The organism is Paenibacillus shunpengii, from assembly GCF_042684905.1.
Lineage (GTDB): Bacteria > Bacillota > Bacilli > Paenibacillales > Paenibacillaceae > Paenibacillus > Paenibacillus shunpengii.
Genome location: NZ_JBHUMJ010000002.1, coordinates 2894155 through 2908080, shown reverse-complemented (window position 1 = coordinate 2908080; position 13926 = coordinate 2894155). Strand labels below are relative to the sequence as shown.

Annotated in this window: 11 protein-coding genes; all 11 read left to right on the top strand. The window is 44.1% G+C overall.

Annotated features, from left to right (window positions below):
• Positions 1-19: 19 nt before the first annotated feature.
• The 11 genes from ACFSVM_RS13525 (at position 20) to ACFSVM_RS13475 (ending at position 13789) form a co-directional block, all read left to right on the top strand.
• Positions 20-1024 carry an SAF domain-containing protein gene (locus ACFSVM_RS13525; protein WP_090724056.1) on the top strand — a complete coding sequence of 335 codons (1005 nt, stop codon included), beginning with the start codon at positions 20-22 and terminating at the stop codon, positions 1022-1024.
• Positions 1021-1728: a hypothetical protein gene (locus tag ACFSVM_RS13520; RefSeq protein ID WP_076312779.1), complete on the top strand. Its 708-nt coding sequence runs from the start codon at positions 1021-1023 to the stop codon at positions 1726-1728. The genes ACFSVM_RS13525 and ACFSVM_RS13520 overlap by 4 nt, the downstream gene beginning before the upstream one ends.
• The gene (locus tag ACFSVM_RS13515) at positions 1725-2558 is read left to right on the top strand and encodes a hypothetical protein (protein ID WP_379262706.1); all 834 of its coding nucleotides are present in this window, start codon (positions 1725-1727) and stop codon (positions 2556-2558) included. The genes ACFSVM_RS13520 and ACFSVM_RS13515 overlap by 4 nt, the downstream gene beginning before the upstream one ends.
• Positions 2559-4382, top strand: coding sequence for an ATPase, T2SS/T4P/T4SS family (locus ACFSVM_RS13510; RefSeq protein ID WP_379262704.1), 1824 nt, complete (start codon positions 2559-2561; stop codon positions 4380-4382).
• On the top strand, positions 4324-6447 hold the full coding sequence (locus ACFSVM_RS13505; RefSeq protein ID WP_379262702.1) for a hypothetical protein: 2124 nt from the start codon (positions 4324-4326) through the stop codon (positions 6445-6447). Before ACFSVM_RS13510 ends, ACFSVM_RS13505 begins: the two co-directional genes overlap by 59 nt.
• Positions 6448-6533: 86 nt before the next feature.
• On the top strand, positions 6534-7019 hold the full coding sequence (locus ACFSVM_RS13500) for an ABC transporter permease (protein ID WP_076312775.1): 486 nt from the start codon (positions 6534-6536) through the stop codon (positions 7017-7019).
• A gap of 91 nt (positions 7020-7110) precedes the next feature.
• Positions 7111-7458, top strand: coding sequence for a hypothetical protein (locus ACFSVM_RS13495; RefSeq protein WP_090724061.1), 348 nt, complete (start codon positions 7111-7113; stop codon positions 7456-7458).
• A complete protein-coding gene (locus ACFSVM_RS13490) occupies positions 7458-8009 on the top strand; it encodes a hypothetical protein (RefSeq protein WP_379262699.1) in 552 nt (183 codons plus the stop codon). The genes ACFSVM_RS13495 and ACFSVM_RS13490 overlap by 1 nt, the downstream gene beginning before the upstream one ends.
• Positions 7996-8985 (top strand): hypothetical protein, encoded by a 990-nt coding sequence (locus tag ACFSVM_RS13485; RefSeq protein ID WP_379262697.1) that lies wholly within the window; start codon positions 7996-7998, stop codon positions 8983-8985. The genes ACFSVM_RS13490 and ACFSVM_RS13485 overlap by 14 nt, the downstream gene beginning before the upstream one ends.
• 136 nt (positions 8986-9121) lie before the next feature.
• On the top strand, positions 9122-10327 hold the full coding sequence (locus ACFSVM_RS13480; protein WP_379262695.1) for an S-layer homology domain-containing protein: 1206 nt from the start codon (positions 9122-9124) through the stop codon (positions 10325-10327).
• Positions 10328-10351: 24 nt separating this feature from the next.
• On the top strand, positions 10352-13789 hold the full coding sequence (locus ACFSVM_RS13475) for a DUF5704 domain-containing protein (RefSeq protein WP_379262692.1): 3438 nt from the start codon (positions 10352-10354) through the stop codon (positions 13787-13789).
• The last annotated feature ends 137 nt before the right edge of the window (positions 13790-13926 follow it).

Sequence of the window (13926 nt, the reverse complement as noted above, 5' to 3'; positions counted from 1 at the left end):
AGTAAAGGAGACCCCACGAGTGTCTAAACTTCGTAAACAGAGCAAGAAAAAAATAGTTGCCGGATTAATCGGAGCGGGAGCAGCAAGTATTTTATTTAGTGGATTACTGTTGTACGACTGGAAAATGGACAAGAACACCGCAGATTCACTTGAATCGAAGCATGAACAGGAACTTCTGGAGATCAAAAAGCAGCTCGTAGCCGAACAGAAGGATAGCAGGACAGGTTATGTCATGGTACATGATATTCCGGCAGGTGCTTTAATCAAAGATACAGATGTAAGGGCCGTGAAGGTGCCGCAAGGACAAGCGCCAGTCAATTTAATAAGCGAGCTGGATGATATTGCAGGAAGTGTATCGAAGATTGAGCTCAAGGCCGGGACTTCGCTGACTGCGGCAATGCTATATGAGGAGGAGCCGACACCCGATGACTTGAGGAATCGTGAAATTTCAGTTATAGCTCGTCCCTCACTATTGAATGCAGGAGATCGGATTGATGTGCGAATTCAGTTCCCGACAGGTCAGGATTACATTGTACTATCCAAGAAGAAGGTTCACGATCTGGATGGAGCTACGATGTGGATGACTTTAACAGAAGCAGAGATACTCACCTTATCCAGTGCCATGGTAGACGCCTATCTTCACAAAGCCTCATTATATTCTCTTACATATGTAGAACCTGAACTCCAAGAACGTGCAATACCAACCTATCCGGCCAATGAGGAAGTGCTGACGCTGATTGAATCTAATCCTAATATCGTAGATCTCGCCGAGCAGGCACTTGCTACGCAGCTACGCAGTTCCTTGGAAAGGGCATTAAATGAATCTTCCTCATCCAACTACATGGTGTCAGAATCCATTGAAGATGGACTCGCTCGGGCGAATGACGACAGAACGTCGAACTGGAATAACAACATGAACGAGCAATCAGACAATGGCAATAGTCTATTAAATGCATCAAATGATGAGGAGACCCTATGGAAGGATACGAATATGGATGCGGCACCGGAAGGGGGATCTGAGTGAAAAGCTATGTATTTGCCGGGCCGAGCAACAAAACCGACTTGCTGCTAAATTTTAGCAAAATATTATCTGTCAGCGGATATCGGGTCATTCTAGTCGATGGTACTGTAGATGGGCGATATCGATATTGTATTGAGGAAGGTCATTCCACTCCAGCCGTTACAGAATATGAAGGCTTTGATGTAGCCACGGGGTATCGGCAATTTAACGAGGTTGAGCAGGCGTTACTCGAGATGAATGAAGATGTCCTCTATGACTTTATGATCTTAGACATCGAGCTTGCGGAGTTCCTGAACACGGATCAATGGTTATCTGCTACTGCAAGAGTATGGGCGACGGATTATTCACGCAAGACCCTGGAGTGTGGCAAAGCATGGATCAAAGAGCTGTGCAGTCAGCTGTCTGCAGATCGGCTTCCTCCGTTCTATAGGCTGTATTTAGACGCAGTAGATACGCACATCGAGTCTTATATCTGGGCCTACTACGAGGACAGTCCGATTGATTTTCAGGGCAGCCCGGTATCGTTCCGCTTAGATGAACTGGATACAGCGGTTCGGCTCGAGAACGAGCATCATCGAAGACGCAGCTTTAGGCATTACTCCAGACATTACAAGAAATCGCTTGCTGAATTAATGGAAATGGTGGCTGGCTTTGAGCCTGCCGAAACGAGGCGGGCAATACAAATGAGAGAGAGGAAGAGAGCATGAGCACTGTAGTATTTTGGAGTCCGGTAAACGGAAGAGGGACGTCTTCTCACCTTATTTTATCCGCACTGATGATTACACTCACGCACCATGTTCGTGTCTTGTCCATGCATATGCAACGAGCGGGAGATAGTATAGAGGCAGCGCTGCCGGTCAGAGAGGACACCATGGACCATATGACGAACATTTTTGCAACCACTGGGTGGGACGCGCTGCTACGGCTCTATTTAAGCGGCAACCTTACGAGAGATAAATTCAGAGATTATACGGTGCCTGTGTCCAGACAGCTGGATTTACTGCCGGGAGCTAGAGTGCTGAATGGGGTAGATGTAATCGAAGAGTATTCAAAATATATGCCTTCGGTATTAAAGACGGCAAGTGAGGTGTACGATCTTGTCATGCTGGATGCCGGAAATAGAGACAGGATGGAGCGAGAAGTGTTGAAGGATGCTGATGTGGTAGTCATTAACCTGGATCAAAACTTGAGGGTGCTAGAACATTATTTTGGCGATACAGAATTAAAAAAAGACCTGGAAAACAAAAAGGTTATTGTGACAGTTGGGCAATACGACGCAGATTCCCATTGTTCCATAAACAATATGAAGCGGCGCTTTAATTACAAACATCCGGTCATTGCTGTGCCTTACTGCACTGAATTCAAGGATGCGTGGAATCGGCGGGATGTGCCTTCTTATTTGCAGCAGAACATGAATCAGGACAAGAAAAACGGTCAACGGGGTGAGCATGCTTCGAGCATTAGGGAGCTGGCCAAATGTATTATGGACAATGCAGGTTTACGTACGATCTTGAAGCAGCTGGAGAGGGGAGCATAGATGCGAGGAGAGGCTGCGGTGAATGCTCTTCTCATCTGCCTGGTTTGCATCTGTATGATATTGATCATGTTACGGATAAGAACGAGGACCAAAGCTTATTCTGGAATATCCTTAGGAGTTCATCATGAACCCAGTACGATCGAGAATTTGACGGAGTATATCAAGCAGTCGCTGCATGAACTCAGTCATAGCCAGCTTGCAGATGCAGGATTGCACGAAGAGGAATACAAACGAAAATTAAATCAGCGGGCCGAGATGAGACGCGCCCTCAAAGATTGTATCTCCGGAAGTGTCAGTGATAAGGCATTTGTCAAAAATTTAATCAAGGATTTATTGCTTCATAGCTATGGACTAAATGAGAAGAGCATTGACGAAGCAATTCCGTTTAATCACACCCTAAACTTAAACGTTCAGGATCAGTTTGAAATCGTATTTTATTTGTATAAACAACAATATGGAACAGAGGCACTTTCAAGCCTAATTGATACCTATGATTTGGCTGAACTGAGATGGGATCAGGAGGATGCTGCAGGCTATTATGCGATAACAGAGGAGGATATAAGACACATCTTCGCATGCGAGTATAGAGAGCTCCATTTTGCCGATAAGCTGAACATTGTCGTTCAACGGATCTATCAGCAATACAAGGGATTTTCTGTCGTTGACGAAATTCGTGACCAGCGAATCGATGGAGTCAGTGGAGGTGTAAGCGGGATGCTGGGTACAGATTTGTCTGCGTTTCCCCGTGATGGATTTAACAAAGGTATTCCTATAACAATGGATAGTGAAGATGACATTCCTTCGAAATCCATAGAGAGTGTCTGGATATTTTACAAAGGCAAGTCCATCCATCTTTCCTTTTTGTCTTTTGGAACAGAGCGGGAGCTGAGAAGAGTCTGCCAAAATATTTATAAATATAATCATCCCGGACAGTTGTCGGAATCAAAAGGCTACAAAGTAAACGAGATGAAGGACGGCTCAAGGGTGGTCGTGGTTCGTCCTCCGTTCTCCGAGTCCTGGGCATTCTTTGTTCGTAAGTTTGATCTGCAGAATACAGCTCTATCTAAATTAATTATTGGTGAGAATGCAGGGCCGGTCATTGAATTCATCGAGTATCTCATGAAGGGCAGCCGTATTACCGCCGTTACGGGAGCACAGGGATCAGGTAAAACAACACTATTAATGGCGATGATCAAGCATATCTATCCTTATCACACGCTTCGGGTACAGGAAATGGCCTTTGAATTGCATCTAAGGAAGCTATACAGCAGGCGTAACATATTAACTTTCCGGGAAACAGATCATATCTCAGGACAAGAAGGTCTGGATCTACAGAAGAAGACCGATGGAACGGTCAATATTCTTGGTGAAGTCGCAAGCGACGAGGTAGCCGCATGGATGATACAGATGTCACAGGTTGCCAGCTTGTTTACGGTCTTTACGCATCATGCCAAGACATTTCCGGATCTTATCTTCTCCTTAAGAAATTCGCTCCTAAAGGCGGGAATGTTCAGCCAGGAGTCTATAGCCGAGGAACAGGTAGCAAGTGTAATCAATTTTGATATTCATTTGAGAAAGGACGCAGACGGCAGAAGGTATATCGAACGGATCACAGAATGTGTGCTGGTTCCAGGCCATTTGCGATCAGGGCATCCCGCTTTTACATATAGAAATATTGTTGAGTATAGAGCAGGGAGATACTACATCGCTTCTGAGATATCTGAGGCCAACAGAGTAGAAATGCTATCGCATATGAACAAGGAAGATGCCGAGTCGTTTGAACGCTGGCTTCTGGCACATTGGGGTGAAGCTCATGTCTCTTAAAGAATGGCTGCTGATTCTCTTGTTTATCTCTCTGGCCGCATTTATAGCTGTAATCGGATTGATATCTCGCGTCAAGCGTCAGCAAGAGCAGCGAGTAGGAGCGGTTCCATACAATTCCAATGCAATAAGTACATCTGCGCAGCTAGCAGCATTCCTTCATGTTTTTTTTACTAAATCTTATTTGGTAGGAATCAAGATTCCTGTGCTGTCGGGTTACATCTTGCTGGTGAGGAAAAAATTAAGCTATCAGCAGGGGATGAGCGAGTACTCGCTCCGATGTCAGACGATGAAGCTTACATGGTCCATCTGGATTTCTTTTCTCACCGCAGGAGGCATCCTGTTCTCTCTACAGCCAGGGATCAGCTTCCTTATACTGTCCTGTCTTGTTGGAGTGATCATTAACAGCCTATTCCTGGATATGACGGTAGCAAGGCAAGAGAGGAAGCTATTGTCTGAAATGATTGAATTGTTCGCCGATGTACGTCACAGGTACCATCAGCACGGTATGGTGGAAGAAGCGCTGTATGAAGCTGCGGAGTTCGCTAATGGGGAGGCTGCCCGGCATGCAATGCATATTTATGCGGCCTTAACCTCTGTTAACCCGGATGAAGCACTTGAGCGATATTATGAGACAGCTCCCAATCGCTTCCTGAAAGCCTTTGCCGGAATCTCCTATATGGTCATGGAATTCGGTGATCAGCATGCGGATCAGAGCTCCATATATTTAACAGGGATCAGCAGCCTGACTCAAGAGATCCATCTTGAAATACTGCGGCTGGATAAGCTTGATTATCTATTAAAAGGACTGAATTTGATCAGTCTCATTCCGGTCTTCTTTACGAAGCCAATCGAGAACTGGGCCAGAAGCAGCTTTCCGACCATGAATGAATTTTATGACAGCAAGATGGGGTTCATCATTCTATTATCCATCTACGTCATCATTATTGGTTGTTATCTCATGCTTCAGCAGCTGCAGCGTAATCAGGAGACGACATTTCGGATTACTCAGCAAAAAAGAATCCTTGAAAAAAAGATTTATCGCTTGAAATGGATACAACCATTCGTTTCAAGCTTTGTGCCCCAGCCAGGTACCAAACGATATCATTCAATGGTCAAGCTGCTCCGTGATACGAATACGCATTTGAAAGTGGAGTGGTTTGTGGTAAGGCGGCTTCTATGTGCCAGTATTTGCTTTTTCGTCGCATTTGGAAGTGTGCTGTACTTGCATCATGTTGAGAAGCAGCACATTCTGACGAAGCCGGTGACCCAGACGACAATCTTTGGAAAGCTGCCTGATGATGAGCTCGAGGAAGCACGCGCATGGAGTGAGCTGGACGAGAAGGTAATGCGTGATCTGAATATGAATGCTCACAGCTCTTATGAAGAAGTTGAACGATCACTCCTTGCGATATCTGCAAATTCGCCAGATCAAGAAACAGTCCTTGCGTCCGTACCCCGAATTATGGACAAGCTTCAAGCTTGGAATGATGAATTCCTTAAGTGGTGGGAGCTGGCTCTCTGCTTCGGAATCGGGTATGTAGGGTTTCAACTACCGTTATTGCTGCTATACATGCAGCGTAAAGTTCGGAGTATGGATATGAAGCATGAAATTTATCAATATCAGACAGTGATTTCTATATTAAGAGAGATGGACCGAATGTCAGTTGAAGAAATTTTGGAGTGGCTGAACCGTTTTGCTGTCATTTTCAAAACACCGCTTCAAAAATGTCTGCTTCATTTCGAACAGGGACCAGAAGCAGCACTGGAGCTGCTTAAAGAAGAAGTGACATTGCCTGAATTTCAAAGAATGATAGATAAGCTTATGCTGTCTCTTGGTGCAATTACGATCAAGGAAGCCTTTGATGATCTGGAAGGGCAGATGTCGTTTTATTTCGAACAGCGAAGGCAGGAGTATGCCCAAATGATTGACAAGAAAGCGGAATGGGGAAAAATGATCGGTTTCACGCCGATGTACTCTCTAATCTTCCTTTATCTAGTTATTCCGCTGATTACGGTGAGCTTCGCACAAATGAATATCTATTATGAGCAAATACAGAAGCTTTGAGCCAGACTCTCGTGAAACCAATCATAATTTTTAAATGAGTTATAAAATGCATTCCTAATATATCAAATTATATCGGAGGTATAACCATGCAAAATGCATCATCTGCTCTTAAAGTAGCTGCAGGTATTTTTCTTACTATTGCGCTGATCACGATCGTCGTTATTCTATTTATTTCCGCTCAGGAGGCAACGAAGACAGCACAGAACAATTTTGCCGATATTCAGACCGAGCTGTCACAGGCTGCTTTTACTGTGTATGACGGAACAACAATCAGTGGATCCCAAGTGACGAATGCGCTACGAAAATTTGCAGGTAAAGATCAGTTCGGGATCTATATCAAAACAGGCAAGAATCCAGAAGGTCAGTGGTACGGATACCCGTTGAATACCAGCTCCGACACGAATAATGGATATGGGGAAGTCATTAATCCGGAAGGCGGTACCAGTGGAGTCCTGAACGATACGTTGAATGAGCGTTTGAACGAATACGTTAATCCTAGCGGCAGATTTAAAGCAACCGTGGTAAAGGACAACTCCAACGTAGTGAGAGGTTTACTATTTGTACAGTCCTAAGCACTTGCATTAATAGTGAGAGCAAGTAATGAGAGCTGCTTAATTATGGAAAGAGAGAAGGGGTTGTGATCTGGGAGAACACACTAGATCCATGCTGCTTATCGCTGTAGCTGTAACGACCTGGGTTTGCGCATGTTTATTAGCTGTATCTCTAGTATCTGCGATGGAAACTGCATCATCTGCAAGACATATCCATCAATCAGAACAGGATGGCCGTATACGGACCATCCTTGGAGAAGCAGTAAGACCTACGGTCAGCAGTGCTTATGTACGCAGCATGATAGAGTTTCCACAGGAGGACATTATCATATATGTTGACGGAAGCATAGCGGCTGACAACATTGAACTTCAAGCCGGAGCTGAATACAGCGTGGAATATATAAGAGGACCCGCTCGCGAGCTCAAGCAAATTCATTATCGAAAGGCGGCAGATGCTTAGTGATGAACAGTGTATCCAAAATACTTGCAGCTCTGCTTGCTGTCCTGCTCCTCTATGTGTACCCGGCAGTTGAAGCTGCTGGAAGACAGGATGATCTATCCCGGCTGACGACATATAACACAGTGACTAAATTTGTAGATGCGGTGCGGACGAAAGGGTATATTACACCGACTATGTACGAGCAGTTTCAAGAAGAATTGGCACTTACCGGCAACACGTTTGACGTTAAGCTTGAGCATATGCACAAGAAGTATGTCCCTGAATATACAGACCCGATGAATCAAGCGACGTTTACAGGAAAGTTCGAAGCCGTGCTGGATGGTTATTACGATGAACAGATCATGGGGGTTTTGTTTCCGGATAATGAAATGTCCAGAGATGATCAAGCCCGAGTATACAAGCTTACTGCAGGAGATTTTTTTCGTGTAACTTGTATGAATACCAACAAAACTCCAGCTGATCTATTCAAGGAATGGTTACTGCTCGATCAGGGAAATGGAAGCTCGATTCATGTGAACTACGGAGGAATGGTCATTAATGAGGATTACTGATTATGCCATCCTCTTCGTCCTCATCTTCTTTCCTGTATTCTGGTTCTATAGCATGGACATGAAGGATGAAGCCGAGGCTGTAAGGCTTGAGCAGCAGTATACGCAGGCTGTTCAAACAGCGGTACAGGACGCAAGCAGTGTGATGAATTTGAATGAAGATCCTTTGCTCGAAACCAGCTATGCCTCGTCCAAATTTACAAGGGTAGATAAGGATCTTCTGCTGGATACCTTTATGCATACGATCTCCATTAACTTTGGTTTGGATGAAGATCAATCAGCTCAATTAGCTTTTATGACATACCTGCCCGCACTTCTAGTCATTGACTATGATGGCTATTACATCTATCAGAGTACTCCCTATACGAATCAGGAAGGCCGGAATGCAGAAGAGCATCTATGGACTGAGAAAAAAATGTACATCTATGCGGATGAGCTGGGGAATACGGTCCGATTTACTTTGGATGATTATGTATATGCATATGAGCACAGGACGGGTCAATGGGTGGAAGGGTATTTGGATGAAATACGATCTCTTACCCGTATCCCACTCCTACAAGATGCTGATACTTTTGATCAAGTAAGAAGACAAACGATTGTTAGTGAGATTCAGGATGATCTCGCGTACGCTATCCACGTTCATAATGAGAAAGCCTTGCGTAATGGCTATGCCTATCAATTTACTCTTCCAGTAATTCCACAGGAGGAATGGTACAACACCATTGATGATGTGGGAGTGATGGCATTCATCCAAGGCATTCCGGTTGGAGCCGGATACTATAACAATTATGCATTTTCGGGAGGCAGGCTCGTGAAGACAACGCCTGTTGTAGGTGGAATTGATGCAGAGACAGGGATTAAATACTATTACCCAAGCACCTGTAATCTTGCATTTGTGCCGATGGAACGTTTTACAACATCTAAGGAAGCGGCAGCTGCGGGCTATTTTGAATATGGATGCATCAATAATGCACATTGATAGACAAGTAGAAAAATGGATTTTTTTATAAAATATGTATAGTGATTTTCCGATAAAATACTAGAATTATAGCTAATTTTAATTAGTAGGCAGCTGGAGCAAGAAAACAACTATACATAACAGGAGTGATAGGAAAATGAAAAAACTGATGAGCTCAATATTAGCAGGAGCCCTTATATCCGTTAGCATTCTAGGGAGCTCACTGCCTGTCAGTGCAGCTAACAGTAAGTTTAGGGATGTTCCTTCTACTCATTGGGCCAATCAATCCATTTCCACTGCAGTGGAGAAAGGATATTTCAAAGGCTATTCAGATGGAACTTTTCGTCCTAAAGCCAATATTACACGTGCTGAGTTTGCAGCGTTAATTGCAAGAGTTGCTAATTATGAAGCGGTTCAGGGTACTGCTGGTTTTTCAGACATGAAAGGTCACTGGGCAGAATCCGCGGTAAATGCAGCGGTAGGTATGGGTTTCATCAAGGCGACAGACTATCCTAACGGATTTCAACCCGGAAAAGCCTTGACCAGAGAAGAAATGGCAAAATGGCTGAGCTCTGGATTTGCAGCAAATGATGCCGAGTACAAGCAGGCTTGGTCAGATACCAAAACTACAGTTCTTCCAGTGAAAGAATATTTCCAAGGTAAGATCAGTCAGACGAAGGCTCCATTTATTGCGATTGTGATGGGGACAGGCCTAATGAAAGGTTACACGGATGGGACCTTTGGACTTACCCAAACGACAACCAGGGCAGAAGTCTCCGCCATTGTCCTTCGATTGGAGAGCGTGCTTAGCAAATCCGCAAATTCGTTCGCAGATTTAACAGAGCTGCGTGCCGTAGGTACGGAAAAATCGAATTTGGAATTAGTAACTCCGTTTACTACCGCGGGCGACACATTTGCTGATATGTCAGGTAAGAAGTTTACATTTAAAAATGGAGGAGGTAGTTTAGTCTTTCATAGGGCCATTGCTGTAAATACACAGGATTGGATTAACAAGCAAAGTATCTATGCGGATGTGTTTGTCTCTGAGAGAAATAAAACATTTCTCACACAACAAAAAGGAATTTATCCTGTATATATGCAGATAACAATATATCCTAAAGCTAGCAACTTCAGCTCAAGTCATTACAGTAATTCGGGAGCGAAGTTGTTAAGAGGAGAAACTATCTATAGTGAATTACCAGAAAAATATGGTTACGAAACATTACCTAATAATGAAACAGCTAAGTACTTCTCCAAACATAGGGATGGGGTCACTTTATGGGTTGTGCGCTACATAACTAAGAATACATTAATTGATGTAACTATGGATAATGGTACCTATCTTAGAGTAATCAATAAATGAAATATATAACAATGGGGATGTAAGATGAGAAAATATTTGCTGTCAATTGCATTCTTCTTCATTGTTCTGATTACGTTTTTGAGTCAAAACCAAGTCTTTGGTTTGTGGGAAAATGGGTACCCTCCTATTAATGAAAAAGAGGCTATTTTAACTCCTAACAATGGTAATATCCCATCTTTCAAAAAACAAACCTTGAAAGTTAAAGTAATTGGTTTTAGTGAGCCTAACCCAGCAACAACTTGGACTCAAGGCGATGATGAAAAATGGTCTGCAGTTAGAAATGAAGGTGCAGATAGGGTGGAGACTTCTACCGTTGGATCTGGGGATAACGCATGGCCTAAAGCTGAGAATTTTGTTACTGACAAAATCAATACTAGGAATTATGCACCAAATTCATTAATCGATTTCCAAGGCAATCCATACAGAGTTGAACATGTTAAAGAACTGGCATTAGAAAATATTGAATACGTCAATTCAACAAATTATGGTTATGAAGGTAAACCACAATGGGAACGAGGTAGTTTGTTTGCAGTAATTAGAACTAAAACAGGTAAAATTTCATTGGATTCTGATTTATATACTCATGCTGAACGTCGAGTCTATGGACAAAGACCTGATAGAGATAACAAATACCAAGTTAAATATGAGACACCTCTAACAATTGAATACACCGGCTTCATCAAAGAAATTAAAGAACTAAAAGTCGAAGAAGACATGACTATGGCCGTCGATGAGAAGAAGCCACTGTACGCAAAAGTTAAAACGACTCAGTATGATGGGACGGAATCAAGCTGGGTGGATGTTTCTTATCGGGACAGTGTGAAGTGGAGCTCGGATAACAAAGGGGTAGCCACTGTAGATGCTGCAGGCAGAGTGACGGCCGTTGGAGAAGGAACTGCTCGAATTACGGCGATCTGGGATAGTGAAGAAGGTCCATATCATCTATATGATTATGCCACGGTAACGGTTGGTGGTGATCCGGATGAAGAGCCGGAGCAACCAGGAGGAAAGGCTGCGTGTACTCCTACGATTAATCCACCTTCTCAAGGCTCCACTCCTGCAACGACTTTTATGGATCCTGGGGCTCAAGGACATATTCTAGCGGATGACGCCGCGAATGGTATTCATTTCGATGCGACGATCGGAATTCCCACCTCAGAGCACTTGTACGCCAACGCTTGGGCGTATCCATATCTGTACCAGCATACGTTTGGTCAGCAGAGAGGTACGATTACTTACGATTGTAACGCCGAGATCACCTATGTTCTGAAATGGGAGGAGGCACAGGATCCCGTACCTGATGAGGATGGGAATATGGTTGAAGTACCTCCAGAACCGAAGTCCGTATCTGAAAAGGTCAATTATCAATTTTCATTCGAAAGAGATTACTCTTATTGGACTGTGAATAACCTCGAGGTTTATGGTATTGAACAAGGAACGATGTCAAATTATGCGCTGCCCGGAAAGTCGGTAACGTTAAGGCCTAATGGATATACACCTCCTTCTGTGCAGCTCGACAAGTCTGAGAATGTGGAGGAACATGTCATACCAAAAAACAGCGGCGCAATTAGCTTTACTCCAGATGAAGTCGATGGAGGAGACAGTAAGCCTTCACCGCCTGATGATACTTCGATATTGCTCGGAATGGCTGAAGCTCAGACTGGACCACCCGAAGTGAAGAATGATTCGCTCGATTTTACTTGGAAAGGGACAACCACCACTGTAATGGATGGGAGTACTGTAATTCAGAATGGACCTAGTCCGACGAAAATACCTCAAGCACCCAAGATCAGGTCCTATAAGGATAGCGGAGAGACCCTATTGTACGAGGATCAGCTTCTAATTAGCCAGAGCTTGCTGAATGAATCGGATGCCCCATCGACTGGAACTATTAATTATACAGTTATTCAGCCTGCGGTGGGGGGTGGAGGAACTCGTAGCTATCCAATAACCCCCATCAATGAGGTTACCGTACATACGCCTGTGGTGAACTACTCACTCGTCTCCGACGATCAGGCTCATAACCAGAAGACGAATCCGAACATGAATCGTTCAGCCTTAATTTTGGAGCGTCCGTTTAAAGTAAGAATTCCGACGGAAGGACAGCATACGAGCTATCCTGGATATGGAAACCGAGATTATGCGAAGTATTATCGGATCAAGCAGGTGAAATTCCCTTTTGATGTGTTCAGCCATGACAAATTACATTTCTATCCGCAAGGGACATGGATTAATGTACCGGCAGCCCAGCTCGATACGACCTTTTATCTTCCTGTATGGGTGGATGAAGGTGATTATCAGGTAGAATTCAGGAATATCGCGGAAAATGCACCTTCGGATTATAATGCTCAAGATGAGCAGGATGCTAACCTGAATCTTATACATCATATCGCAAGTGATGAGGTATCTGTTGAGGTCATTGGAAGGCTGTACGATTTTCGGATAACCGATATTGCGGACTACAGCTGGGAAAATGTATTCCGGACAACTGAGGGCAGCAGTGCTCCAACAGGCGTATCTTATTGGGTAGGAACCTTGGGTATTGACGGTGATCCGAGAGGAATCGATGAGAAATTTACGACGCCGATCCGTCCGGGAAGCCATCCTGCCGAAGGGTACAAGAATGTAGCCATTAAGACAGGCTATCATTTCAAATTTGATTTCAAGACCAAAGGAAATATGTTTGGTCCCCAGGATGGAATTCGGATTACACCTAGCTTTTATTTCGTCACGAAGGATGGACAGACCCGAGTTCCTGTAGATCTCTATTACCATACGAAGGAGCAGAACTTTGTCCGGATCGGATCAGAAGAAGATCAGGTTCAGCGATATGTCGTTCTAAATGAACGACTGCGGAATGTGCCGGCAGGACAGCTTCAGGATACGGCAAGGTACAAATATCATCACGATGGCACCCTTCATACAGGCATGATTACCGAGAGTGCATACCAGAGTTATTATCAAACGGTGTTTACCAAAATGAAAACCCCTGTAGGTGGATGGGATCTTCTAATGATTCCAGAGCAGCTGCGCACCTTTATTGGACCGAAGACAAATATACCGGCAACGGCAAGCAGTGATGTTCTTCGTGCGAACGCCTCAATCCAGCAGTGGTACGGTGAGTATAGTCTGCCAGCCGAGCCTTATGTGGTGAGGCAAGGAACGAATATCGCAGAATATGCTAGGACGAATAGAGGAATTGACGAGAAGTCACCTATCTTCCTGAAGAACGGTTATATTATCGTAAACTTCAATCTGGAATCCATTCAGGAAGGAAAGGTTAATGCTCCGCATTTGCAGTATATCCATGCTCCTTTAATGAATCAGTGGAAGATGGAAGGATATCAAAACAGAGTCTTCGATGCATACGCTCAAGCCTTTAGCTTACTGGATGGAGATGTTGTGTTCTATCATGCCGATCAATCGAGCCGGGATGATTTCAGTCCACAGGTACCACATTAATCATTACTGGAGAAGACCCGGCTTCGGGTCTTTTTTTCATTACATCATTAATCGCCCGCCTCCGGCTGTTCCCGATTGACTTAAATCCTGACATTGGGAGGCGGCCAAAATGGAATAGCGGATGCTATTTTTGCATT

Bases quoted from the DNA above. Each gene is read 5' to 3' on its own strand.
- ACFSVM_RS13500 (WP_076312775.1), top strand. From the start codon at position 6,534: ATGCAAAATGCATCATCTGCTCTTAAAGTAGCTGCAGGTATTTTTCTT.
- ACFSVM_RS13515 (WP_379262706.1), top strand. From the start codon at position 1,725: ATGAGCACTGTAGTATTTTGGAGTCCGGTAAACGGAAGAGGGACGTCT.
- ACFSVM_RS13495 (WP_090724061.1), top strand. From the start codon at position 7,111: ATGCTGCTTATCGCTGTAGCTGTAACGACCTGGGTTTGCGCATGTTTA.
- ACFSVM_RS13475 (WP_379262692.1), top strand. From the start codon at position 10,352: ATGAGAAAATATTTGCTGTCAATTGCATTCTTCTTCATTGTTCTGATT.
- ACFSVM_RS13505 (WP_379262702.1), top strand. From the start codon at position 4,324: ATGCCGAGTCGTTTGAACGCTGGCTTCTGGCACATTGGGGTGAAGCTC.
- ACFSVM_RS13480 (WP_379262695.1), top strand. From the start codon at position 9,122: ATGAAAAAACTGATGAGCTCAATATTAGCAGGAGCCCTTATATCCGTT.
- ACFSVM_RS13485 (WP_379262697.1), top strand. From the start codon at position 7,996: ATGAGGATTACTGATTATGCCATCCTCTTCGTCCTCATCTTCTTTCCT.
- ACFSVM_RS13510 (WP_379262704.1), top strand. From the start codon at position 2,559: ATGCGAGGAGAGGCTGCGGTGAATGCTCTTCTCATCTGCCTGGTTTGC.